We start from the raw sequence: 24,490 nt of genomic DNA on the forward strand, positions 1-24,490 counted from the left end.
CACGCTGCGCGGCGAGCGTGGCTTTGCGCCGCGCTCGCCGGCCGGCCGGGCGCCTCGCACGAGGGGCAGCTCCAGCGGCGGCATCGCCGGCGGCAGCCGGTCGCCGTCGCGGACCGCGCGGCGCACCCGGCGAGGATCCGACGCCCGCCGGACGCTCAGAGGGCGCCGATTCCGGCGAGGTACTCCCGGGCGAGGTGGAGATTGTCGTTCTGGGAAGGGTGGAAGTCGCGGCGCACGTACTCGCGGGCGCCGCGTAGGAACACGTCCCTCACGATGAGCCTGCGCTGCATGGGCGGGATGCGCTCTGTCGGCTCCCCGTGCTCTGCGCGGCGGGGGAGCTCCTGGATGAGCAGCACGAGCAGCGCCGCGAGCCAGAACATCGACAGCGTGGCCGTGGCGAGCGCGAAGCCGAGCATGCGCAGGCGGTAGCTCGGGTTGACCATCTTCAGCACGTCGAAGGCGACGGTCTTGTGCTCGATCTCCTCGGCGGCGTGCCACAGCAGGAGCGCGCGCGCCGTCGGGTGAGCCAGGTCGAGCGTCCCCGCTTTCAGCGCGCCCTCGGCCAGGATCGCGGTGTAGTGCTCGAGCGCCGCGGTGGCCGAGAGCCGCAGCTCGGGAGAGCAGAGGCGCTCGATGCCGTCGTAGGCGATCCGCTCGTAGGCGCGGAGGAACCGGTCGATCTCGTAGCCCTGCCCGCGGAGCAGGTCGAAGAACCGCTCGTGCGCCTTCGCGTGGTGGCCCTCCTGCCCGAAGAACGCCTTCACCTGGGCGCGCAGCGCCGGGTCCTCCACGCGGTCGGCATAACGCGCGACGCTCCGGATGAAGAAGCGCTCGCCCGCGGGGAACAGCAGGTTGACGGCGTTGGCGATGTGGGTCGGCAGCGCCTGGCCCCCGAGCCAGTGGCGGGTGAGGCCCTGCTCGAACGAAACGGGCGGCTGGCGCGGCCTGAAGGGCGGCGGGTCGGCGATCATCGAGCTCTCCTTCTCCCCCATCTCTTCGGTGGACGCGAAGCCCACCGCCGCGTCAGCGAGCAGCTGGACCGCCGCGATCGCCTCGCCGTGAGCCGCGGCGAGCACGGATGTCTACGACGCTCCTCGATGGACCATCGTCATCCACAAACCAGATCATGGCAATATCCTGCTCTCCTACAAGGAGGACGCCCCCTTCAGCGTTATCGCATGCGACCACGTGTGTAAATCCGTAATAGGCGAGCGGGGACGTGGACGGCTCGGAGCGTTTGAGATTGGTGAATGCGAGGATAGCCCACTCTGTCTCTTCACGAAGGCGATCGACCGACAGGCGGGCCTCTTGCTCGGTCACCAGCTCCTCACGGCGCGCGAGATCGTAATGAAGCATGTCTTCAAGAATGTCGTAGGCTCTCGCGGGCGTAAGTTCGCGGAGCCCATCGATGCAGCTTGACTTGTAGCCTATGTGGGCGAGGTATTCAGTTAGGAGTTGTTGTGGCGGCACGGGTTGCGACGTCTCATAGGCGTGCCAGTGGAAAATAAATCGCTCTGTAATGTACGCGCAGTCGTGTGCGAAGGAGCGTACGTAGGAGCGTATCGCGTGCTCTCCCTCGCTGTTTTCGATGAGGGAAATATCTCCGGCGAAATGCGGCTCGTTCATGGGCTACCAAACGCGGTTTGAATGTGCAGCTGTTCGCCTGGGCCGGGTAACCTGTCCGTGATCACCGTGACCGTGCTCGACTGTATTCGGGTCGGTCGGCTACCATTGGCGGATTGAGATAGGGTGACCGGCCAGGGCAAGGATGCCCGGATTGGAGGCGCGCGGACGAGCGATGCGTCGCTGTCCAGTTGAGCGAGCGAAGCTTGACCCTGCGGTGAATTGAGCGCCGACTGGACGGCCGTGGCCTGGGTTGCGGCGGAGCTGAAGCTCGTCTTTGTCTTTCCACCACACGAGCGCTGCCGGAGCCTCTGTGGTGGAACCTGAACATGTTCGCTGCCTGGGTGGCCGGGCGCGCCCGTCAGCGGGCTCGGACGTCCTTCGCTGGCCGCCAGCATCGCTCGGACCTCTTCCAATGAGTACTGCCGTGCAAAGATGAGGCCATAGGGATCTAGCCAGAGCAGCGTGTTCGGCGCGTAGGCGTACGTCTTGGATTCACCGGCAAGCCCCAACGGATCCGGGGAAATGAACCTCCCCGCGTCCGAATCGTAGTACCTGAACCTGTTGTAGCAAAGCCCCGTCTCGGGATCCTCGTACTGCCCCGGGAACCGGATCGCGGTGGTAGTGCCCTCTCCCTGTACCGCTTCCGTCCGCCCCCACGCCTCGCGCCGGAGCTCGCAAGCCACCTCGCCGCGCTCGTCGACGAGCCGCTCCGGCGTTCCGATCGGGTCGTTCACGTAGTGGAACCACCCGCCGCCGTCGCGGTGCGCGACCGGCGCGAACCCGTCGTCCTCGAAGCAGTAGGTCTTCACCTCCACCACCGGATCGCCCTCGGCTTGCGCCCGGCGGGCAATCTCGTGGACGAGCACGTCGCCGTCCCAAACGAACCGCGTCATCGAACGCGGTCTGAATGCCTCCAGAGCGCTCGCCGGCGCCTTGCCCACCCGCTTCTCGACCCGCCGGCCGAACGGATCGTACCTGAACTCGACCCGCTCGCCCTCCGGCGTGGTCACGCTCTCCAGGAGGCCGGCGATGCTCCATGTGTAGCTCCAGGCCTGCCGCGCACCGGTCCCGGGGTCTTCCACCCACTTCTCCGCGAGCCGCCCCTCGGCATCCCACCGGTAGAGCGTGTTCCCCTTGCGGACGAGCTGATTGCCGCGCCCGTACTCCCTCGGCGCTGCGTCCTGGCCGGCCTCGTGGCTATTCCCCGCTGGGTCATAGCGGAACACCTCGGCGCGCGCCTGCTCCGGCACCCGGGCGAGCAGCTGGCCGACAGGGTCGTACTGATATGAAGTCCACCCCCGCCGCTGGTCCCACGAGGCGCCGAGCTCGCCCACGGGATCGTAGCGATACGCCATGTCCACCGTGACGTTCTCCCGCCGCGGCCCGACCCACGCCGGCTCTCCAGGCCGCACGTGCACCTCGCGAGACAGCCCTACCGCGCGCTGCCGCTCGAGCCGACCCAGGAGGTCATAAGCGCTCTCGACGCGCCCGCCGCCCGGCAGCGCCCGCGTGACCTCTCGCCCGAGCACGTCGCTCGCGTGGTCGACGACGACGCGCCCGTCGAGCACCGTCCGCCGCCGCGCGCCGAACAGTCCCCGCTCGACCGCCTCGCTGTGGCCGAGCGACGTCTCGCGCAGGACGCGCTCGCCCTCCCGGTCATAGGCGCTCTCGATCCGGTGCTCCACGCCGTCGATGATCTGGATCTCCCGCACCACGCGGCCAGCCGCGTCGCGGTCGAGCCGGATCTCGCCCCCCGGCCACGTCGCGCCGATCAGCGCGCCGAGCTCGTCGTATTCCAGGCCCTCTGCCGAGCCATCCGAGTACTCCCGGCGGATCAGCCTGCCAGCGAGGTCGTACTCGAGGAGCACCTGAGCCCGCTCGCCGAGCGACCGGCGGATCAGGTCGCCTGCCGCGTCGTAATTGTAGCAAATCGTCGGCCCGTCGAACGTCACCTCCTCGAGCACCTTGCCGGTGCCGTCGCGCCGGAGCGTGTGGACCTCGCCCTTCTCGTTGCGCACCTCGACCAGCTCGCCTTCGGGATTGTAACCGAGCCGCACCTCGTGGCCGTTGGCATCGCGGCGCACGCAGAGCTTGTGGTAACCGCCCCACAGGAGCGACGTGACCCCGCCGTTCGCGTCGACGATCTCCGTCACGTGCTGCTCGCCGTCGCAGGCGTAGCGCGTCGTCGCGCCGCCCGGGTCGATCACCGCGACAAGGTCCCCTCGCGCCGACCACCGATACCGCGTCTCCGCGCCGAAGGGGTCGATCTCGGCGGTGCGTCGGCCGAGCCGGTCGTACCGGAAGCGCCATGTCGCGCCGCTGGCCAGCGTCACCTCGGCGCAGTTGCCGTGCGCGTCGTAGGAGAACGCCGTGCGCTCGCCGTTCGGCGAGATCTCCTCGACCACGAGGCCCCGCGCGTCGTAGCGGCGGAAGGTCGCCGCGCCCGTGGGGTCGACGTACAGCGTGACGTTCCCCCGCGCGTCGCGCTCGAACCGGTGGATGCCGCCTGCCGCGTCGACGAGCTCGATCGGCAGGTCGTTCGCGTCGCGCTCGATGGCCGTGACGTGCCCGAGCAGGCCCGTGTGCCGGACGACGCTCCCGCGCTCATTGCGCTCGAACACCTCTGTTCCGCCGCGCTCGTTGCGCCGCGAGGTCATCCAGCCGTCCTCGCGGTAGGTCGCCGCCACCACGGCGCCGCCGATCACCTGCTTGTCCAGCGTGCCGTGCTCGTTGCCGTGGAAGCGCCGCGCCTGGCTGAAGTCGACGACCTCGGTGAAGCCGATATCCCAGTAGTTCACCTTGCAGTGGTGGATCCCCTTCCACCGCGTCTCCTGATCGTAAAGATACTCCGGCCGCTCCCCGGCCAGGCTCGGATCCACCCGGCCGCGGTAGTCGCCCCAGGCCTCCACGCCGCGGCGCTGGCCGTCATAGACGAAGCGCCACGTCAGCCCGTTGCGGTCGGTGTCCTCGACGAGCAGATGCCCCTCGTCATAAGCATGTCGCCACCCATGGCCGTCCGCGTCGGTCGCCGCCACGAGGTCGCCGCCGCGATCACGGGTCAACGTGCCCAGCGCGAGCCACTCGCCGCGTCCCTCGTCAAGCTGCACCTCGATCGTGGTGACCCGCTGCTCGCCCGCGATCCTGTCGCGGAGCCGCAGCCGCCGCCCGGCGCTGTCCGTCACTCCGACCAGCCCGCCATCCTTCTCGTCATAAGCCAGCGCGATGCGGTTGCCGTTGCGGTCCTCCACCGCCGTGAGCCGCGCGCGCCGGCTGCCGTCCTGCGCGCACGCGAACCGCCGCCTCACCCCGTCGCCGACGTCGAGGAGCCACCCGTCCTCGTCACGCCGCAGCCGGTAACCCCACTTGCCGGGTACCTCCTCGCCCTCGGCGGGCTTTGGAAGATCCACCGCCGTGCCCAGCCCGGTCCACACCCGGACCCGATGGCTCCGCACCTCGAGCTCCCAGCCCAGGCTGTGGCCCCAGCCGTAGCCGAGCCCCGCATCGCGATCCGCCATCGCGGTGCTGTACGACCGCTCCCAGACCAGCGGCAGCGGCCCAGGCAGGGTGCAGATGGGGATCCCGTGCGTGAAGACCCGGCCGGTCACGACATCGATCGGGTGCGAGACCGTGCCGCACTCCGGATACCTGTTCGGATCCGGCGCGCTCTTGCCTCCGCCGCCCGCGCCGCTTCCCCCGCCGCCCCCGCCGGCGCCCTGTCCGCCGCTGCCGCCGCCGCCGCCAGGACCGCCGCTGCCGCCGCCCCGCCGCCTCCTCCCAGGATGAAGACGCCGGGGTTCATGCCGGGGATCGCCGGGATGTTGGGTACGGGCGCAGTGCGGGCCATGGGAGAAGCGGTATCCGCCCCTCCAGGGCGCTTCAATGGTCTTTGGCGTCAGGGCGTCGAGCGACGAGGAGGGGGCGTGTCGTCGAGAGCCGGCGGAGGTTCGCCCGCCGGCGGCGGGAGGGCGACGGGAGCGCGCCGCGGAGCGGCGGTGGCTGCTCCGCCGGGCGGTGGCGCTGGGGAAATGGCTCAGCCGGGCGGTGCAGCCGGGGGCGGCGCCGGAGCGGCCGCGCCGGGCGGCGCGGCGTCCGGCTGCGCAGGTGGAGCGACCTGCGGCGCGGCGTCGGTGTCGCTCGACGACGCCCCGCGACCGCCGCGGCCCTTGTAGAGGGACGGCGCGATCGCCTCGATGTCGTCCTCTTTCCAGCGAAGGTAGGTGACGGCGCGCCGGGTCTGGTCGTACGCGTCCACGAACAGGGTGAACGCGCGCGCCCTTCTGTCCGCGGCCTCGCTCGGGCCCGGGGCGGCGCCGTGCTCCCTCACGCCGAGGGCGGCGAGGAGCTCAGGACCGAGCTCGCCGGCACGCCTCACCTCCTCCTCGGTCGCGGCGGTCTTCCCCGCGATCTCGGGCCAGCTGGCGCTGAACAGCGCCGAGAGCGCGACGAGGTCGTTGGCCGTGTCCATGTGACCGTTCCCCGTCCGGATGTCCGCGACCGTCTCTGCGTCGACCAGGCCGCGGCGGGCCAGGGCCTCTGCGTCCCCGAGGAGATTCGCGCGCAGCGGCACCGCCTCCTCGACGAGCTGCTTCAGCCCGTTCTGCGCCCCTCCGCTGGACAGCCACGCGAGGTGCGCATACCAGGCGGCGAGCGCGTAGATCTCCAGCCGATCGACCAGCCCGACATCGTGTGTCGGCAGCCGCTCTGCGCCCGCGCCGCCTGCGTCGTCGGATCCTGTGCCGGCGCCGCCTGCGTCGGCGGGTGCTGCGCTCGCGCCGCCTGCGTCGTCGGGTCCTGCGCTCGCGCCGCCGGCATCGCCCAAGCGAACGGCAGGTGCCGCCGCGCCTCACCCGGCGGGCCACGTCGCCGTGCCCCAGGCCGCGCCGGCCGGAGTAAGCTCCGCGCCCGCAGGGGCGTCGCAGGACAGCAGCGCGGGCGCGGGTTCCTTGCCACCGGAGGTGTTCTGAGATGAAGGCGAGAGCGAGGAGGGCCCGCGCGGCGGGCTGGCTGGTGCTGGTCGCGGGCGCGGTGGTCGCGGCGCCGCCGGCTGCGCGCGCGCAGGGAGCGCCGGCGGGGGCGCAGCCGGCGACGACGACCGCGCAAGCAGCGCCGGCGGGGGCGCAGCCAGCGACGACAGGCGCGGACGCGGCGCAGGCTTCCCGCGAGGCGGACGCGGCGTTCGCGCGGGGCAAGGAGCTGTACCGGCTCGGGAAGCTCGACGCGGCGTACGAGGCGTACCGGACGGCATGGACGCTGAAGCAGAGCTACGACATCGCGGCGAACCTTGCGAACACGGAGCTCCAGCGCGGGATGAAGGTGGAGGCAGCGGAGCACCTGGCGTTCTGCCTGCGGAGCTTCCCGGCGACGGGCAATCCGGCGCAGCACGAGCAGATCCGGTCGCAGTTCCGGGCCGTGCGCAAGGAGGTAGGGTCGATCGTCGTCCAGGCGAACGCGGACGGGGCCGAGGTCTCCTTCGACGGGGCCGCGGTGGGGCGCACGCCGTTCCGGCACGAGGTGTTCGTGAAGCCGGGGACGATCGCGGTGGAGGCGCGGCTCGCGGGGCACGAGCCGTCGCGGGTGACGCTGGAGGTCCCCGCCGGCGAGACGAACACCGCGAACCTCGTCTTGCTGCCGCCGGTGGAGCGGCCGGCGCAGTCTGAGCCGCTGCCGCCGCGCGCCGAGGCCCCGGTGCCCGCGCCGCGCGAGGGGGCGGATACGGGCGGGCCGCGCCCGGAGGTGCTGATCGCGGGCGGGGCGGTCGCGGGCGCGGGCGTGATCGCGGGAGTGGTGTTCACCGTGCTGGCGGTGACGAAGGGAAGCGATGCCGAGGAGCTACGCGACTCCGTGGTCCGCAACCATGGGGGCGCTGCGTGCTCGCGTGCGAACGCACCAAGCGCGGCATGTGCCGACGTGAAAGACGCATTCGACGTGCATCGACGCTGGACCAACACAGCGTTCTGGAGCTTCGTCGGCGCCGGGGCGGCCGGCGCTGGGACGCTGATCTACGGGCTCTCGACGAAGCCATCGAGGCCACACGGGCGCGTGGTGGTGACGCCGCTGGTAGGGGCTGGCAACGTCGGGATTTCGGTGGCCGGAGCGCTCTGAGTGGACGCCGTGGATCGAGGAGAGAGAATCATGCGTCGTGCTGCTCGTTGTGCATCGGTGCTCGTCGTGGGGTCGCTCGTCGCGGGCGCAGGCTTGGCGGGTTGCTTTCCCTTCCCTCTGTTCGACGATTGCGAGCACACGCTCACCCGCTGTGCCCTCGGTGGCGCCGGGGGCGGTGGTGGCGACGTGCGTCCGGCATGTGACGCGGATCCGACGGAGGACGCGAGCACGGTGACGGAGGAGTGCGCGGTGTTCGCGAGCGCGAGCGCCGAGGCTGGTGGGGATGGAACGAAGGCGAAGCCGTATGCGTCGCTCGGGGAGGCGATCGCGAACGCGCACGGCAAGCGGGTGCTCGCGTGCGCGAGCGGGGCGTTCGCGGAGAGCGTGACCATCGGCGCCGAGGTCGACGTGATCGGCGGCTTCGACTGTGCGGCGGATTGGACGTGGAGTGCCGAGGCACGCAGCGCGATCGAGGCGCCCGCGGACGAGATCGCGCTGGTGCTGTCGGAGGGCGCGAGCGGGGCGAAGGTGAGGAGCTTCGCGGTGAGCGCGGCGAACGCGACGGAGTCGGGCGGGTCGTCAATCGGCGTGGCGGTGGCCGATGTGGAGGCGGAGCTGGTCGATGTGGAGGTGACCGCGGGCGACGGGATGGACGGCGCGAAAGGAGAGACGCCCGCGGAAGCACCGCAAGCGGGAGCGCCGGCGGGGGCGGTGGGGAACGCGTGCGGCCTCGTACTCGGCGGAGATCCAGGGATGACCACGTGCGAGGACGGCGAGACGAGTGGCGGTCGAGGCGGACGTGGTGGAACCCCGGGGATGGAGGACGGCAACGGGTTGCGCGGGGAGGACGGCGCGCCCTTGCCGGACCCGAACCCCAACAACCGGGGGCTCGGCGGCATCGGTCAAACGGATGCGGCTGATGAGTGCGAGGCCGGCGAGAACGGCAAGAGCGGCGATCCCGGCACGGTCGGCGCCGCCGGCAACGGCACGACGCTGACGCTGGACGGCATCGCTGGCGGCGACGGCGGTACGGGCACGTCGGGGAAGCGAGGTCAAGGGGGAGGAGGCGGCGGCGGTGCGAAGGCCGGCCTGTTCTGCCAGCCAGGCGCGGACATCGTGGAGGGCCCCGGTGCGAGCGGCGGTGGAGGCGGCGCCGGCGGGGCGGCAAAGGCGGCGGCGGCGGCAAGGCCGGCGGGTCGAGCATCGGCATCCTCAGCCTCGGAACGAAGCTCGTGCTGACGGACGTGACCGTCGCGGTGGGCAAGGCGGGCAAGGGCGGCGATGGCTCACTGGGGCAGTCTGGCGCCGACGGCGGTGCAGGTGCACCAGGGGGCGCAGGCTCGGGCCTGGGCGACTCCATTCGAGGCTGCGATGGCGGTCGAGGCGGCCGGGGCGGTGCGGGTGGCCTGGGCGCTGGCGGTCGCGGCGGCCATGCTGTCGGCATCGTCTATGCGGCGGCACCGAGCGAAGCCCCGGCGGTGCAGTTCACCCCCGGCACGGCCGGCGACGGCGGCAGTGCCGCGCCCGGCGGCCCGCCAGAGAGCGCCGGGGCGCCGGGAAGTGCGGGGCTCTGCTGGGATTTCGCGGCTCAGTCGCCGTGTGGAGGGTCAACGCCATGAACACATGGAAGGGCATCCGCGCCCGGCTGTTGGCGGATCCGGCAGCCTCGCTCGATCCGTGGATGGATCCGGTGTGGTGCGCGACGACGCCGGAGGCGGAGAAGAAGCGGCGCGCAGAGAAGCGTGCCCGACGGGTGATGGAGATCTACGGGGTCGAAGACGCCCGGATGGAGGCGCTGCTGGTGCAGCTGGCGAGCCAGGTAGAGAAGTGGGCCGTCGAGGAGCGAGCCGCAGAGCAGGAGGCGGACGACGACACGTGGGTGAGTGCGGTGCCGGTGAAGGGCGAGGCGGACCAGCGCCGATCGCGCCTGGCGCTGCTCGGCACGGTGCTCTTCGTGCTGGGGGTCTTGTGCGGTGTGATGCTGGCAGCGCTGCGGCTGCGCTGAGATAGCGACGTGGTGAAGGCCGCGCACGGCGCGGCCTGATCACACATCCAGGGAAACGCGCGCCGTGGAGCGCGGCGCGCCATGGGCTCGGCTCGTCTTGTCGACGAGCGTGCGAGGAGGACGATCGTGTATCCACAGCTCGCCATCGAGGCGGCGGCGCAGTCGGACGTGGGGCGGCGCCGGAGCCGTAACGAGGACAGCTTCGCGGCGCTGCCGTGCCTCGGGCTGTTCATGGTGGCCGACGGCCTGGGTGGCAACGCGGCCGGAGAGGTGGCGTCACGGATGGCCATCGAGGTGGTCAAGAGCTGCTTCGAAGTGGACGAGGATCTCGAGGAGACGTGGCCGTACGGCACGGGGAGCGCGCACGACCGGGACGAGGTGAGGCTGGTGCTGAGCGTGCGGCGCGCGAACCGGGCGATCTACGAGGCGAGCCAGCGGCAGGAAGAGACGCGCGGTATGGCGACGACCTTCGCGGGCGTGCTGCTGGGGCCGGGGATGGCGTACATCGCGCACGTGGGCGACTCGCGCGGAGCGCTGCCTGCGGCGACGCGCGCACCGAGCGGCACCGCGACCAGCCGGGGGCGTGCGTCGTCGAGCGCGACGGCGCCGCCGCGAGCGCCCTGGGGTTGCCGCGGCGGCCTTTCGTGGAGCCTGGATTCTTCAGGGCGGCATTCCCGTTGCTCTGGTTTTCGGAATCATCGGAGTCGTTCCCGGAGGTGATGGTCGAGGTGTGTCGCAAGCTGAAGCCGGTGAGCGGTTACGGTGGCATCGGCGTCATCGAGTCTCCGGATACGTCGATGAGCAGCCGGTACGGACAGGTCATTTATAGTTGGGCTCAGCGGTTCCCTGGATTGGAGGCGGACTACCCGACGAGCCACTCGACTTGGCTGCAAGAGGGCAGAGGTGGTGGGGAGGGGATCAAGGGGGTGAATTGGCTCACGGTATTGGCAGGCCGGTGGGTCGAGGAGATGGGGGGATAGGCAAGATCGAGGCTGACCTGAGCGCGCTGGATCATCGATTCATCATCCATCGGTTTGCGGAAGGGATCATGATCCAGGCCGGCCCGCGTCCGCAGCTTGGCGACGCAGAACGCAATGTCTGGCCAGAGCTGTACGTCAAGCTGTCGAAGTACCTGAAGCCGATCCGGATCACGAGGCACCGGCCGTTTCAATATGGCGGCGTACGGCCGCGCTTCGATCTGGAGCGGAGGGAAGCATGGCTCCGCCGCTTCGACGACCGCTGACCTCACGCGAGGCGAGATCGAGATGCGTCTCACGGCCAAGCCGTCGTCGCGCATCTCCAGGACGAGGCCACGCACCGGCGCGGGGTGGCGCCGTCCTGCGCACGGCCGGCGGGATCAGGGATTGTAGCGGCGGCCGCTGCGGTAGCTCGCGATGGCCAGCTCCACCGGGCGGAACAGCGGGCTGGGCAGCGCGTCGAGCGGGTACCAGCCCCAGCCGGCGATCTTGTGGGGCTCGCGCTCCTCGGGCTCGCCGTCGAACTCCTCCGCGAGGAGCTGGATGTCCACATAGTGCTTGCCGTAGGCGAGGATGTTGCTGAGGCACAGGAAGGAGAGCTTCTTGACGACGAGGCCGCTCTCCTCGCGCACCTCGCGGATGGCGCAGTCCTCGAACGACTCGCCGAGCTCGAGGTGGCCGCCGCACCACGAGTAGCTGCCGTCGCCGTGGCTTCCGCGGCGCCGCGCGAGCAGCACGCGCCCGTCGCGCACCAGCATGACGCCCACGCCCACCAGCGGTCGCTCCGCGGCGTTCCCTCCGACGATCGCCTCTCCCAAGGACACCTCCCCGCACGCGACGCCGTGCGTGGAGCGCGCTCTAGCACGGCGCGCAGCGGCGCCGCTCGGGAGGTGTCGGGTAGACCCGCCGCGCCAGCCGCGCCCCGCACGGAGCCCCCTCGCGCACGTGCAAGCGCCGGTACCGATTGACTTTTCAGTGAACACGCGTACCGTGCCAGACCCGATGGATGCGTCCTTGCCTTGGGAGCTGAACCCTGTCCTCCAGCAGAGCCGGCTCGTCCTCCTGGCGCAGACGGCGGTCGATGTCCGCAACAAGGCGTTCAGCGAGGCGAACCACGACGAGGGCGATACCAGCTGGGGCATCGGCTGTAAGGCGCACGAGCGGTTCGGTCATTTCCTCTGCAAGCTGGCAGAGAGCGGAAAACATCCGTGGCTGTCCGTCCATCGAGACGGGCTGTACTTCATGCCGCACATCGAGGGCGTCGCTGTGCGCGTGTACCGCGGTCCGGCCGATAAACCCTCGCAGCGGCACCTCGAGGCTGCGCGGAGCGAGCACGGTCGCCGCTCGGAGTCGCGACAGATGGCCTTCTCGTTCATGGGGCAGGAAACCGAGCCGGATGGCCCGTGGTTCTGGATGATGGCCGTGGAGACGGACGTCGAGGGGAGGGCGCTCCGTGCCGTGTTCTTCCAGGCCAACGAGGCCGGCGGGACCCGACACGCATGGGAGGCCCCGGTCGAGAGGGTGTCCGCGGCGCCTGCGCCGGAGCCTGCGCCTGAGCCGGGAGACAAGCCCGCGCGCCCGGCGCGACCGCGCCCCGCACAGGGTCAGCAGGCGAAGGATGCGCCCGTGTCGCGCGAGGGACGGCCGCTGTTCCGCGCGCAGACCATGACCCTTCCGCTCGTGTCGCAGCCGAGCTGACGGCCGGCGAACGAGGCGGATCCGCCGGCAAGGAGGCTGTCCTAGCGCGGGGTGCAGATTCGTGCGCCCCGCGATAAGGCGGTGAGCCCCCGCCGACACACCCGCAGGAGCCCGGGCTATACCGGCATTCCCATCGTCCGGCGGAGCGCGTCGAACTCCTCGCTGAAGCGCCCGTTCCCGCCCCGCAACACGAGCGGCGGCTCGTCATGGCACGACGCCACGGCCTCGGCGCGGCGCAGGGCATAAACCGAGAACAAGGCCGCCCTGCCCTCCTTGGGCACGACGTCGCGCCACGCCTCGAGCGCGAGCCCGGCCGCCGCCGCCGCCGCCTCGACGCGAGGCCGCTGCCGCGCCGCCGCGCAGGCCACGAACGGCGCGCCGGGAGCGAGCAGCCGCGCGGCCGCGAGGCAGTAGTCCTCCACGCCGCCGCGGTGCTCGAAGCGGCACGGCCCGCACTGGAGCCGATGGGACTCGATGCCGGTGCCGACCGGCAGGTACGGCGGCGTCCCCGTCACGAGGTCCGCAGGCGAGAGCCCGTCGAGCACCGCCGGATCGCGCAGGTCCCCCAACCGGACCTCGCCGCGCGCGTCGACGCCGTTCCACGCGACCGAGCGCCGCGCCATCGAGGCGCTCACCTCCTGCGCCTCCACGCCATCGCAGCGCGCGTCCGGGAAGCGCCACGCGGTGAACAGGAGCACCGTGCCGATGCCGCAGCCGAGGTCGACCGTGCGGCGCGGGGGCGCGTGCGCAACCCGCTCGGCCGCAAACCAGGCGGTCACGAGGTCGTCGGCCGACCAGCGGTGCCCATCGAGCCGCTGCAGGATCCGGAAATCGCCCGAGAGATAGCAGAGGTCCTCGCCGGGACCGGGCCAGAACTCCGGGCGATCCGGCGTCGCCGGCCGCGGCCCAGGGGCGACCCACCCGGGCGGCCGGCGCGCAGCGCGTACGATCCCGCCGAGCGGTGCGGGAGAGGGCTGGACATCAGGGGGAGCGGCCATCGACCCCCATGTACCACGCCCCTACGGCGTCAGGGGCGCGCGCAATGCCGCTGGAGCGCGGCGGCCCCCGCGGCGTCAGGGGGCCGTGTCCACACAACCATCCTGGAGCGAGGGATCATCGCAAAAGAGGCAAGGAGTGGTCTTGCAATCCAGCGCAGGGCACGACGCGGGGCAGGCCGGGTCATTCGGGTCGCAGTGGATCAGCTGCCATGTGAGCGAGCTCATGTCCTCCGGGTCTGTCGGGCAACGGCACCCGTTGAAGGCGTGCGACGCAGTCACGGTGAGCGTGTGGCACTCCTTCTCCGGCGTCACCCCCTCTGTCGGGATCGTCATCGTGTCGAGGTCCAACTCGACCGTGAAGGCGCGCTGTCCGCCGGTGATGGTCCCGGCCGCGATCGACTTCGGAGACACCTCGCCCCTCCGGTACGGCATCCCGAAGCGGCTGCGCCTCCCATAATCGATGTACAGGGCAGTCCGCAGGGGATCGCCGTTGTCCTCGGACAGGACCGTCACGCTGAAATGCACGATGTCCCGCTCGTTGATGTGGATGGGGAGGTGGGGAGGGGGGAAGACCGCCGAGAGCACCGGCGCCGTCTGCTCGGGATGCTCGTACGTCGGCGGATCGAGCACGAGGCAGCCCGTGGTCGAGCCGGCGAGCGCTGCCGCAGCGAACGAGCGAACGAGCGCGGCGGAGCAGCGCGGGCGCGCCGCGAGGACAGGGGCACGGCGAAGGGAAGGGCGGGACGGAGCGATCATGGTGGCGCTGTGCAGGGGCCGATCGGGTTGGGGGCCGTGCTGGATGCTGGGACTTTACCCGCTGGGGCGACGCGCGGTTGATCTAGCTGGAATCTGGCGGCCGCGGCTCGCGGCGGCGCGCCCGCGGCCCCTCCACTCGCGTCGCGACGTCACTTGCGCGGGCTCGCCGGCGCGCTCTCCAGCGCGTAGACGACCTTCACCTGCGTGCCGAACGGGACCTCGCCGGACGACACGGGCGTACCCATGTCCGAGGCGTACCCGCCGGAGGCGAGCGCGGCGCGGGGGGCGTAGATCTGGCCGTGCTCGACGACCTCGCTGATCGAGACGACGCGGCCGAGCGAGACGCCCTGGAGCCTGGCGAGCGCCTCGGCGCGAGCCCGCGCGTCCGCGATCGCCTTCTCCCGCGCGCGCGCCTCGAGCGGATCGGTCTCGTCGAGGCCGAACGAGACGCCCCAGACGTTGTTCGCGCCGGCGGCCACGGCAGCGTCGAGCACCGCTCCGACCTGATCGAGGTTGCGGATGACGACCATCACCGTGTTGCTCACCTGATAGACGTGCGACGGCGGAGGCGGCGCTGCCGGCGCCAGGTCGGCAGGCGGCGGCTTCGGCGCGGGCGCCGGCGTCGGCTTGGGTCCGCGCCCCGCGGGCGCCGCGGGAGCCGCGGCCGGGGTCGCCGGCGCGACCGCCGGAGCGGGCGCCGACGAGGGCTGCGCGTAGCCCGTGGCCATCCAGGGCGGCACGTCGGGCTGCCGCACGAGCTGGATGGAGTAGTTGCTGGTCTGGATGTCCTTCTCGGCCAGGCCGGCCTTCTTGAGCGCCGCGAGGATCTCGGTCATGCGCGCTGCGGCAAGCTTCGTCGCCTCGTGCACCGTCGGCGCCATCACCTCGATGCCCATCTGGGCCCGGGCGACGTCAGGCCTCGCGCTGACGTCGCCGCGGCCGACGACCGTGATGGTGTTGACCTCCGGAGCGGCGGCCACGGGCGGCGTCGCCTGCGCCGCGCACGCGGCGAGCAGCGGTGTGACCGAAAGCATGAGCCCGGCGAGATACGCGCGGGACAGGGAGCGCTGGTTCTTCATGCCCGTGCAACGCGCGCCGCCCAGGCCGGCTTACAGGGGGCGCGCCCCTCAGCGCTCGCCGCCGCGAGCAGACCGACGGGCCGCTTCCCGAGGCGCTCCGGCGATGCCCGAGGGGGCGGCGTTGCTCCCCCTCGGCAAGTTGTTCCACGCCGCGCCGGGTGCGCTATGGTCGTTCACGTGCTCACAATACCCAGCGATGAAGAGGCCCTCGGAGGTCTGCAGGGTGCCACGATCGCCAGCGACCTCTCGCCAAGCATCGGCTACCGGATCGTGTCGCGCGCCGGGGCCGGGACGATGTTCGTCTCGTTCTACGCGGTCCGCACCGCGCCCGAAGGCGAGACGCCCGTGGTCGTCAAGATCCTCCGGCCGTCGCTCTTCAGGCAGATGGGTCCGTCAGCGGCCGTCATCGTGAAGAAAGAGGCGGTGTCCCTCGGCCGCCTCAACGAGCAGGTCCCTCCGACCCCCTTCGTGGTCCGGCTCATCGACACCGGCACGTTCGAGGTCCGCCGCGGCACGAAGGCGCTCAATCTCCCCTGGATCACCATCGAGTACGTGCACGGCGGCGTTCAGGGCGTGACGCTCCGGCAGCGGGTGCAGGGGACCATCCAGGCCACGGGCCACGCGTTCGATCCGGCGCGCGCGACGCGCGCCATCGAGTGCATCTCGAGCGGGCTGTCGGCCGTGCACGACGTCGGCGTCGTCCATCGGCAGCTCACGCCGGAGAGCATCCTCTGCTGCGGCTCGGGCGACGACGAGCTGTTCAAGATCAGCGACTTCGGCATGGCGCGGCCGCGCGGCATCCGCGAGACGATCATGGCCGGCGTCGTCGGCAACGCCGGGGTCGCGCCGCCGGAGATGCTGTCCGCGGATCCGAGCACGATCGGCCCGTGGACCGACATCTTCAACCTCGCGTCGGTCATCTTCTTCCTGCTCACCGGCGAGGAGTACATCATCGCGGAGTCGCAGGCGCAGGCGCTCATGGCCGCCATGGCGCGCACGCGCCGGAGCATCGTCGAGACGCGGTGGCTCCACCCCGCGCTGCGCGGCAACGAGCAGGCGTGCAAGTCGATCGACTTCGCGCTCCGCTGGGCGTCCACCGGCGAGGCGCAGGAGCGCCTCCAGGAGGCGGTGGCCGTGGCCGCGATGCTCTCGCCGTACCTCCGCCCCGCCTCGCCGATCTCCGCGCTGGAGCAGCGGATCGTGGCGAGCGCGGGCGAGCAGCGCGTGCGCGCCGCGGAGGAGATCGGCCCGATGACCGTCCCGTCCACGCACCTGAAGGCGCCGGTGCTGCTCAAGGGGGAGCTCGGCCAGACGCTGCTGTCGCCGCGAAACGCCAAGGCCGCCGAGCGCCCGAGCCAGGACCGCCCGATCGAGGCCGAGATCATCAGCGCGCCCCCGCGCGCCTCGCGGGAGCCCGCGCCGCGCCTGTCGACGGTCGTCGAGCGCTGGACGTGGAGCGTGCTCCACCACCCGAGCCTCGATTCGGTCATCCGGAGCGTGGCCTGGGACGGCTATGGCCGGTGCCTCGCGGCGGCCACGGGAGGGCTGCTCTTCTGGAACGGGACGAGCTGGAGCGAGGCGTCGTCCGGCGGCCTCCCGAGCCCGCAGGGCGTGCGCTTCGTGCACCGGATCGGGCCCGGCCGGTGGCTGATCGGCGGCGACGCCTCGACGCTCGCTGTGTACACGACGGGCGGTGTGACGGGCGTCTTCCAGCTGCCGGGAGAGCCGCAGAGCCACGTCGCGCTGAGCGGCGACCTCGAGGACATGGGCATCCTCGTCTCGACGACGCCCAACGATCCGCGGCCGCTCCTCCACGCGTTCATCGCCAAGCGCTGGCTGCGGCCGATGCCGGCCGACGGCGTCGCGCTCCTCGCCGCGGTCGCGCGCGTCGAGGACGAGCGGTGGCTGGTCGTCGGCCGGTCGACCAAGGGCGAGGGGCTGGTCGCGCTCTACGCGCCGCTCGACTGGCACCTGGAGCGCATCCCGGCGCCGCCGGCGCGGGCGTTCGTCGCGTGCGCCGGGCGGCCCGATCTCGGCGTGGGCATCGCCGTCGGCGCGGAGGGGAGCGTCGTCTGGCGGTACGGTCAGAGCGTCTTCACGGAGATCATCGAGCCGCGGCGCGCCCTGTCGGCCGCGACGATCGACGCGGAGGGGCGCGCCTGGGCGGGCAGCGCGGGGCGCATCTGGGTGCGGCGCGGCGGCATCCCGCCCATGGCCGGGGTGTGGGAGTGCGTCTGGGAGAACGACGCCTGGGTCGGCCCGGTCGTGTCGCTGTTCGTGGACGGCGAGGTGGTCGTCGCCATCACCGCGGACGGGGGCATCGTCGAGGGTCGCGTCACGGGCTGACGAGCCCGGTGAGCCGCCATCACCGCGGCGCGCGGTACCTGCCCACGACGATCGTGATGTCGTCGTCCGGGCTCGGGCACCAGCTGTCGACCTCCCGCAGGATCCGGTCGCGGATGTCGTCGACCGGCGCGTCCTGGGCGGCCTCGACGGTGGAGCAGAGCCGCGAGAGCCCGAACTGCTCCCGGTGCGCGTTGCGCGCCTCCGTCACCCCGTCGCTGTAGAGCACGAGCAGGTCGCCGTCCTCGAGGAGGAGCTCGGCGTCGTTGGTCATCGCGTCGATGGACGGCAGCACGCCGACCCACACGCCGGAGCTCGGGATGCACTCGCTCCTCCGCGTCCTCGCGCGGCACACGATGATGTCGTCGTGCGCGCCCGCGAACGTGACCCGCCCGTCGCGCTCGTAGCGCAGCAGCAGGAGGGTCGCGTGCTCGTCGCGCTTCAACCGGTCGCGGATGTTGTCGTAGATCGCCCGGTTGAGCGCCGAGACGACCTCGCCCGGGCGGGCGCTCGGATCCCTGCGCGTCATGGCCGCGACCATGCTCTGGATCATCAACATGACGAGGCCCGCCACGAGCCCGTGCCCCGCGACGTCGCCGATCCCGAGCCACCCGCCGTCCCGCGTGGGGAGCACGTCGTAGTAGTCGCCGCCGACCTCCGCGGCCGGCCGCATCATCGCGGAGAGATCGAGCCCTTCCACATGCAGGTGCGCCGGGACGAGCGTGGTCTGGATGTGCTTCGCCACGAGGGTCTCCTGGTGGACCCTCTCCTGCTCCAGCCGCTCGCGAACCTCCACGTGCCGGACGATCTCCCGGTGCATCGACACCGCCTTCATCGCAGAGCCGATCTGGAGGCGCGCAGCGTCGTAGACCGTCTCGTTCGCGCCGCTGTTGACGAGCGCGACGCCGTAGTGCTCCGTCTCGCCGAACGTGAGCGGCATCGCGACGACGCTCCAGCGCTCCGACGAGCTCAGGAATCCGGGCGGCGCGAGGCACGAGGACGCGAAGCTCGCGGGCGGCGGCTCCACCTCGCGGCTGTTCTCCATCAGGAAGAGCGACTGCAAGGTGGCGCGCTGGGGGTCGTCGAAGAGCGATATGGCGACGTGCGTGAGATCCAGCTTTGGCAGCTCCGCCGCGAGCGTGCGCCGGAGGGTGGGCATGCCCAGGCAGGTCGAGAAGAACATGCCGGTCCAGCTGAGGTTGACCGACGCGCGCTCGAGGTACAGCCGCTTCTCGCCCTCGACGCGCACGGAGGCGTTGCTGATCAGGATGCGGCACGTGTGCCAGAGCCGCTCGAGGCGGTCCGCGGAGGCGCCGCCGGGCGCCCGGCCGATCTTCGCGCGGAGCAGCGTGATCGCGCCCTGGAACTGGTCGAGCGCGACGCCCTCGCGCCCCGCCGCGTCGAGGACGTCCTGGAGCGCCGCCAGGAAGCGGCCCTCCCGCCCGGCGAGCTCCTCCTCGAGCGCCGAGAGCAGCTCTCGGGGCCAGGCCTGAAGCGACGCCGCGGGGGCGGTCACGCACCGCGCGAGCGCGCGCTCAAGGGGCTCCTGCTGCGCGGCGCTGGAGAGCGGCTCGCGGCGCGGAGGCGCCCCGGTCGCGCGCGGGAGGGCAGCGTAGTACCCGCAGCCGCACGACTCGCGCCGCGTGAGCTCGACGGGGAGGAGGCTGCATTCGGGCACACGCTCGCCGCGGAGCTGCCGCAGGACCGTCTTGACGGCGAGCGCCCCGAGCTCCTTGATCGGCTGGCGAACGGTCGTCAAAGACGGCCTTGTGACGCGCGAGACGGCGACGTCGTCGAACCCGCACACGAGGACGTCGCCAGGGATGTCGATGCCGTGCGCCTTCAGCGTGTCCATGGCGCCGAGGGCCATGTTGTCGTTGCCGGCGACGACGGCATCGAACTCGACCCTGCGCTCGAGGAGCTCGAGCATCGCGCGGCGGCCGCCGTCGATCAGAAAATCGCCGTACACGAGGAGGCGCTCGTCATAGGGGAGCGCGCGCGCCTCGAGGGCCCTCCGGTACGCCACGGCGCGCAGCTTTGCCTCCTCGTTGTTGGCCGGCCCGCTGATGTAGGCGACGCGCTTGCACGCGTGGTCGTCGAGCACGTGCGCGACCGCCGCCTCCCCCCCGACCGCGTTGTCGACGATGACGCTCGGGATGCCGTCCAGCGCGAGCCCCACGCTGCACACGGGCAAGGGCGCGAACGCTCGGCAGAACTCGTGCGCTCCCTCGGGGCCGACGTGGTTCGTGAGCGCCGACGACATGATCACCGCCCCATCGACCGTCGGCGCGCCGATGAGCGAATAGATCCCGGCCCGGGCGTCCAGCGCGTAGCCCTGGCGGGCGCGCGTCTCGCCGAAGGCCACGACGAGGTTGACGTCGTGCGCCTCGGCCGCGCGCTCAACCCCGAAGCGCGCCTCGGACTGGTACTCGCCGTAAAGATAGTCGATGAGGAGGGCGATCGTGAGGCGCTTCACCGCCATGATCTAGCGCTCCCCCGTTCACTTGTCGTGGATGGAGACGAGGCCGGGGGACATGCGCTCCAGGGCTGCAAGGCTCCGCCGCTGCCACCCGAGCCTCGCGTCCGTGACGAACCGAATCTTGCACTTGGGGCCCTGGCCCGTGACGCCGGCGATGAAGGCGATGAACGCCTTCAGGCAGCTCGAGTTCAGGAAGTACAGCGCGCGTATGTCGAACTCCACGGCTGCGAGCGAGAGGCGCCGCACCTCGTGCTGGACCTCTTTGCAATAGGCGCCGAGCGGCGCGGCGGCCGCCATGTCGCCCGTCCCGGTGAGCTTGATACTCAGGCGATCGCCGAGCAGCGCCGGCTCGATGCCGAAGCTGTCCGTGGTGATGCGATCAACCCTTAGACTGTCCATTCATCCTCCACCGCTCGAGCGGCGCGTGCGCGATGATCGTGAGCTCGTTGCCCTCGATCTTGTAGTCGACGTCGAGCCCTCCCTCGGCGCGGACGCGCGCGAGGCCCAGGCCGGAGACGCCCTCGACCATCGCTGTCTCCGTGATGAGGTCGTCGTAGTGCTTCAGCGGGTCGCTCGCGGTCTTCAGGTCGAGCAGCCGCTTCTCGACCTCTCGCAGCCGCTCCGGCGACGCCTCGTTGCGCGCGCGGATCTTCATGATGTGCGACCTCTCGTCCTCCTCCAGCGCGAGCTCGAGGCTGACGCGAGGGCCGGTGGAGTATTTGGTGATGTTCTCGGCGAGCTCGTGCGCGGCCATGTAGAACCGCGAGCTCACATTCGCGTCGTCCAGCACCGCGCCGCAGAAGCTGGACACCAGCCGCAGCACCGCCGTCGCCAGGCGCTCGCTCGGAAAGAAGGTGATGCAGAGGAATAGCGAGGCGCTCTGCGTCGGTTCGGGGGATGACACAATCTGTTATGTTACGCCGCCCTCGCGCAGGATCCAACCACTAGTTCCGCGCTTCTTGTGAGCGCGGGCGAGCGCTGAACGGAGAGGGCACCCGGAGCGAACTCCGCCATCGCGCCTCCGATGTGATGCGGTTCTCACCTCGGAATGTGATGCGCTTCGCAGTTCGCGCTGCGGCGCGTTTTGCTCCAGGGCATAACGCGACGCGTTGCCCACGGCGGAGTGGCATGCTCGTTGATGGCGAACGTGGCGTCTATCGGTGCCCAGGTGTGTCCATGGATCCGGTGTGGCCACCGCGCGCCTCGCGCACATACGCCTTCACCTGAGGGAAAGATCCGGCCGGGCGACCCTGCAAGGAGGGTATTGCTGTATGAAACAACGACGCTTCTCGCTCGGGACGCCCTGGCCACTCGGGCCGTCGCGCCGCCGCCCACATCGCTTGGCGGCGATGACGGGCGCCCCTTTTCTCGTGATTCGCGGCGTCCTGGCCGGCGCCGCCGCGGGGGCGATCAACTGCAGCACCGCGCCCGGGACGGAGGGCGAGCTCGGGCGCCCTGCCGGCGCGATTCACGGTGTCGGAGAGGGCGATTCGGTAGCGCTCGGAGCGGCCCCAGCGGCGCTCTCGAGCGATGGTGCGGTGTGCGTCACCATCCAGCGTGGAATGCTCGGCACGGTGAGAGATGCGACATTGTGGCAAAACGCTCCGGGGTGGAACGACTCCGCATCTCCGAACCTCTCGACGGGGTGGGCCGCGGGCGCCGGCCGTCGCCGGTCTGTCGTGTACTTCGGGCTCTCTCCCGTGCCCGTCGGCGCGACGGTCCTCTCTGCCTCGCTGGTCTTCCATCAGACGTACGCGGTGGAGAGCAGCGCCGTGAGCGTACACCGCGTCACCGTCCCGTGGGACGAGCGCACCGTCACCTGGTGGAGCATCGGGGACAGCGGCTTTGAAGGCGAGAGCGCGGCGACCCTCGCGGCGGAGGCGGGCGTCGGCGCTCGCGCGACGGACGTGTCCGCGCTCGTGCAGTCGTGGGCGCTCGGGACGGCGCGGAACGACGGCGTGCTGCTCGACGAGGAGCGCGCGCACACGACCTACCTGAGGAGCAGCGAGATCGGCAGCACGCAGGAGCGCCCCAGGCTCGACGTCTGTTACGTGACCTGCTCGGACGGGGTGATGAACGGCCTCGAGGTGGGCCTCGACTGCGGAGGGCCGCACTGCGCTCCCTGCGCGGGCGCGACGGCGGGCACGTCGAGCGCCGCCGCGTCGAGCTCGACCGGGGCGTCGAGCGCGGCGGGCGATGATCCGTGCGCCGACGGGGCCGCGCTGCCGCCCGATCCGCTGCCGCCCGCGCGGCTCTCCGAGACCGGGCTCTATGCCGACATCACGACGCGATCGCGGGCAGCGGGCACGCGCGAGTTTCGTCCTGCTTACGAGCTCTGGTCGGACGGGGCGGCGAAGCGGCGCTTCGTGTACCTGCCGCCCTGCTCCACCGTCGACACGAGCGACATGGATCACTGGTCGCTGCCAGTGGGCGCGCGCTTCTGGAAGGAGTTCCGCGCGGAGGGCGTCGCCGTGGAGACGCGGTTCATCCACCGGTTCGGGCCGGGCATCGACGACTGGCTGTTCGCCGCATACGCGTGGGATCCTGCGAGAAACGACGCGTTCCTCGTCGAGGCGGGCGTCGAGGACGCGCGCGGGACCGCGCACGATATCCCGCGGACCGCGGACTGCTGGGAGTGCCACGGAAAGCTCCCCGAGCGCGTCCTCGGCTTCAGCGCGCTGCAGCTGAGTCACGATGGACCGGGCGAGACGATGGCGTCCCTGAGCGACGCCGGGTGGCTCACCGTCCCGATGCGGGCAGGGGTGCGCCCGCCGGGCGACGCCCAGGCGGCCGCCGCGCTCGGCTATCTCCATGCGAACTGCGGCAATTGCCACAACAGCACCGGCGTCGTGACCCTGCGGACACGCCTCCTCGCGGCGAACACCACGGTGGAGAGCACCGATACGTACACGACCGGCGTGGGCGTGACGCCCAGCTTCTGGGACCCCGGCGCGCTCTACCGGATCACGCCGGGAGATCCCGAGTCGAGCGCCGTCGTGCGCCGGATGGAGCACCGCGGCTCCAGGGCCCAGATGCCCCCGACCGCGTCGGACGTCGCCGATTCGGCGGGTCTCGCGGCTGTCCGCTCCTGGATCGACGGCCTCGGGCGGCCGCCCGAGGCAGGGAGCGGCGGTGGCAGCGCGGGCGGCGGTACAGCCGGCGCGAGCGTAGGGGGCAGCAGCACGAGCGCGAGCTCCGGCAGCAGCTCCAGCGGCAGCGGCGGCTCTGGCGCCAGCACCGGCGGCTCTGGCGCCGGCAGCGGCGGCCCCGGCGGCGCGTGCGCCGGCGTGCCGCGCCTGAAGCTCACGCAGGTCGCGGCCGGCCTGGCGGCACCGGTCTTCCTCGCGAGCCCGCCGGGCGACCGATCGAGGATGTTCGTCCTGGAGAAGGACGGCGTCGTCCGCCTGATCAAGGACGGTGTCCTCCGGTCCACCCCGTTCCTCGATATCCGAGGCGGGACATCGTGCCCGCCGTCGCAGCTGGCGAGCGCGAACCCGCTCGTGTGCGCGCCCAGCCCGACCGCGGAAGGCGGGCTGCTCGGGATGGCGTTTCACCCGGGCTACGCGAACAACGGCAGGTTCTGGCTCTTCTACACCGCCGCGCCCAGGGGCAACGTCACGATCGCCGAGTTCCGCCGCTCGGCCTCGAACCCCGATGTCGCCGACACGTCGGCGGGGAGCGTGCCTGTCCGGACGCTCCTTGATGCGAGGCACGGCGGCTGGAACCACGCGGGCGGCACGCTCGCGTTCGGCCCTGACGGCTACCTCTACGCCTCCGTCGGCGACTCGGCCGTCACGCCGTACTCGGCCTCTCCGGCGAAGGATCTCTCGTCGCCGCTCGGCAAGATCCTGCGGATCGACGTGGACAGCGGGCTCGGCCCGTCAGGCAACCTCTCCGGCGCAGGCGTGAACCCGCTCGTCTGGGACTACGGCCTGCGCAATCCATGGCGCATCAGCTTCGACCGGAGCACCGGTGATCTCTACATCGCCGACGTGGGACAGAACGCCTGGGAGGAGCTCAACATCGAGCCGGCGCGCACCGGGCGGCGCGATTACGGGTGGCCGACGATGGAGGGTGACCACTGCGTCGCCGCCGGGTGCTCCCGCGTCGGCGTCGCGCCCGCCGTGGAGCATAGCCACTCCAGCGGAGAGGGCGGCTCGATCACGGGCGGCTACGTCTACCGCGGCTCGGCGATTCCGTGCCTCCGGGGAAGGTACGTTTACGGCGACTACGGGACGCACCGCTTCTGGACGCTGCGGTGGGACGGCTCGAGAGTGCGGGATCACGTCGAGATCACGGCGGACCTCGAGTCGCGCCTGCCCGCGGCCTCGTTCGGCGAGGATGCCGCCGGCGAGCTTCATGTCGTCATGCTGACCGGCGAGGTGTTCCGCGTCGATCCGAGGTGAAGGCCCCCGCGCCCAGCGGCG

At 71.4% G+C, this 24,490-nt stretch carries 18 protein-coding genes and 1 pseudogene; 8 read left to right on the forward strand and 11 right to left on the reverse strand.

Translation table 11 applies throughout. From position 1 onward, the window contains the following. Positions 1-155 precede the first annotated feature (155 nt). From WME79_RS13090 to WME79_RS13105, 4 genes are read right to left on the reverse strand one after another with little or no spacing between them, the layout of a single operon-like run. A complete protein-coding gene (locus WME79_RS13090; protein ID WP_437535160.1) occupies positions 156-1,076 on the reverse strand; it encodes a metal-dependent hydrolase in 921 nt (306 codons plus the stop codon). After that, complete coding sequence (locus WME79_RS13095; RefSeq protein WP_437535161.1) at positions 1,024-1,626, reverse strand: hypothetical protein; 603 nt, start codon at positions 1,624-1,626, stop codon at positions 1,024-1,026. The genes WME79_RS13090 and WME79_RS13095 overlap by 53 nt, the downstream gene beginning before the upstream one ends. Then, a complete protein-coding gene (locus WME79_RS13100; protein ID WP_437539841.1) occupies positions 1,623-5,660 on the reverse strand; it encodes an RHS repeat-associated core domain-containing protein in 4,038 nt (1,345 codons plus the stop codon). The genes WME79_RS13095 and WME79_RS13100 overlap by 4 nt, the downstream gene beginning before the upstream one ends. After that, positions 5,657-6,445: a hypothetical protein gene (locus tag WME79_RS13105; protein ID WP_437535162.1), complete on the reverse strand. Its 789-nt coding sequence runs from the start codon at positions 6,443-6,445 to the stop codon at positions 5,657-5,659. The genes WME79_RS13100 and WME79_RS13105 overlap by 4 nt, the downstream gene beginning before the upstream one ends. A gap of 146 nt (positions 6,446-6,591) precedes the next feature. On the opposite strand from WME79_RS13105, the gene WME79_RS13110 reads away from it, so the two are divergent. From WME79_RS13110 to WME79_RS13130, 5 genes and pseudogenes are all read left to right on the forward strand, one after another. Continuing rightward, positions 6,592-7,728, forward strand: a complete 1,137-nt coding sequence (locus tag WME79_RS13110; RefSeq protein WP_437535163.1) for a PEGA domain-containing protein — start codon at positions 6,592-6,594, stop codon at positions 7,726-7,728. A gap of 30 nt (positions 7,729-7,758) precedes the next feature. Further along, complete coding sequence (locus WME79_RS13115; protein ID WP_437535164.1) at positions 7,759-8,967, forward strand: hypothetical protein; 1,209 nt, start codon at positions 7,759-7,761, stop codon at positions 8,965-8,967. Positions 8,968-9,343: 376 nt separating this feature from the next. Beyond that, entirely contained in the window at positions 9,344-9,733 is a 390-nt protein-coding gene (locus WME79_RS13120) for a hypothetical protein (protein ID WP_437535165.1), read from the forward strand. A gap of 126 nt (positions 9,734-9,859) precedes the next feature. Then, the gene (locus WME79_RS13125) at positions 9,860-10,453 is read left to right on the forward strand and encodes a PP2C family protein-serine/threonine phosphatase (RefSeq protein WP_437535166.1); all 594 of its coding nucleotides are present in this window, start codon (positions 9,860-9,862) and stop codon (positions 10,451-10,453) included. After that, positions 10,453-10,976: pseudogene (locus tag WME79_RS13130) on the forward strand (type VI immunity family protein). The gene WME79_RS13125 and the pseudogene WME79_RS13130 overlap by 1 nt, the downstream one beginning before the upstream one ends. A gap of 114 nt (positions 10,977-11,090) precedes the next feature. Here the strand turns inward: WME79_RS13130 and WME79_RS13135 are convergent. Beyond that, a complete protein-coding gene (locus tag WME79_RS13135) occupies positions 11,091-11,528 on the reverse strand; it encodes a nucleotide triphosphate diphosphatase NUDT15 (protein WP_437535167.1) in 438 nt (145 codons plus the stop codon). A 196-nt stretch (positions 11,529-11,724) separates the two neighbouring features. On the opposite strand from WME79_RS13135, the gene WME79_RS13140 reads away from it, so the two are divergent. Next, entirely contained in the window at positions 11,725-12,408 is a 684-nt protein-coding gene (locus WME79_RS13140; RefSeq protein ID WP_437535168.1) for a hypothetical protein, read from the forward strand. A gap of 116 nt (positions 12,409-12,524) precedes the next feature. Here the strand turns inward: WME79_RS13140 and WME79_RS13145 are convergent, their stop codons facing one another. The 3 genes from WME79_RS13145 to WME79_RS13155 all read right to left on the reverse strand — a co-directional run bounded on the left by WME79_RS13145 (position 12,525) and on the right by WME79_RS13155 (position 15,241). Then, positions 12,525-13,406: a tRNA1(Val) (adenine(37)-N6)-methyltransferase gene (locus WME79_RS13145; RefSeq protein WP_437535169.1), complete on the reverse strand. Its 882-nt coding sequence runs from the start codon at positions 13,404-13,406 to the stop codon at positions 12,525-12,527. Between the two features lie 75 nt (positions 13,407-13,481). Further along, positions 13,482-14,162, reverse strand: a complete 681-nt coding sequence (locus WME79_RS13150) for a hypothetical protein (protein ID WP_437535170.1) — start codon at positions 14,160-14,162, stop codon at positions 13,482-13,484. Between the two features lie 149 nt (positions 14,163-14,311). Continuing rightward, on the reverse strand, positions 14,312-15,241 hold the full coding sequence (locus WME79_RS13155; protein WP_437535171.1) for an SIMPL domain-containing protein: 930 nt from the start codon (positions 15,239-15,241) through the stop codon (positions 14,312-14,314). Between the two features lie 177 nt (positions 15,242-15,418). Between WME79_RS13155 and WME79_RS13160 the strand changes: the two genes are divergently transcribed. Then, the gene (locus WME79_RS13160) at positions 15,419-17,587 is read left to right on the forward strand and encodes a serine/threonine protein kinase (RefSeq protein ID WP_437535172.1); all 2,169 of its coding nucleotides are present in this window, start codon (positions 15,419-15,421) and stop codon (positions 17,585-17,587) included. 19 nt (positions 17,588-17,606) lie between these two features. On the opposite strand, the gene WME79_RS13165 is transcribed toward WME79_RS13160, so the two are convergent. Genes WME79_RS13165 through WME79_RS13175 form a run of 3 tightly spaced genes read right to left on the reverse strand, consistent with a single transcriptional unit; the run spans position 17,607 to position 20,967 of the window. Next, complete coding sequence (locus WME79_RS13165; protein ID WP_437535173.1) at positions 17,607-20,066, reverse strand: SpoIIE family protein phosphatase; 2,460 nt, start codon at positions 20,064-20,066, stop codon at positions 17,607-17,609. An 18-nt stretch (positions 20,067-20,084) separates the two neighbouring features. Next, entirely contained in the window at positions 20,085-20,462 is a 378-nt protein-coding gene (locus WME79_RS13170; RefSeq protein ID WP_437535174.1) for a hypothetical protein, read from the reverse strand. After that, positions 20,443-20,967: a hypothetical protein gene (locus WME79_RS13175; protein WP_437535175.1), complete on the reverse strand. Its 525-nt coding sequence runs from the start codon at positions 20,965-20,967 to the stop codon at positions 20,443-20,445. The genes WME79_RS13170 and WME79_RS13175 overlap by 20 nt, the downstream gene beginning before the upstream one ends. Before the next feature lie 445 nt (positions 20,968-21,412). Between WME79_RS13175 and WME79_RS13180 the strand changes: the two genes are divergently transcribed. Beyond that, positions 21,413-24,469, forward strand: a complete 3,057-nt coding sequence (locus WME79_RS13180; RefSeq protein ID WP_437535176.1) for a PQQ-dependent sugar dehydrogenase — start codon at positions 21,413-21,415, stop codon at positions 24,467-24,469. Positions 24,470-24,490 lie beyond the last annotated feature (21 nt).

Origin of the sequence: Sorangium sp. So ce726, from assembly GCF_051521405.1 — a bacterium.
Classification (GTDB): domain Bacteria; phylum Myxococcota_A; class Polyangia; order Polyangiales; family Polyangiaceae; genus Sorangium.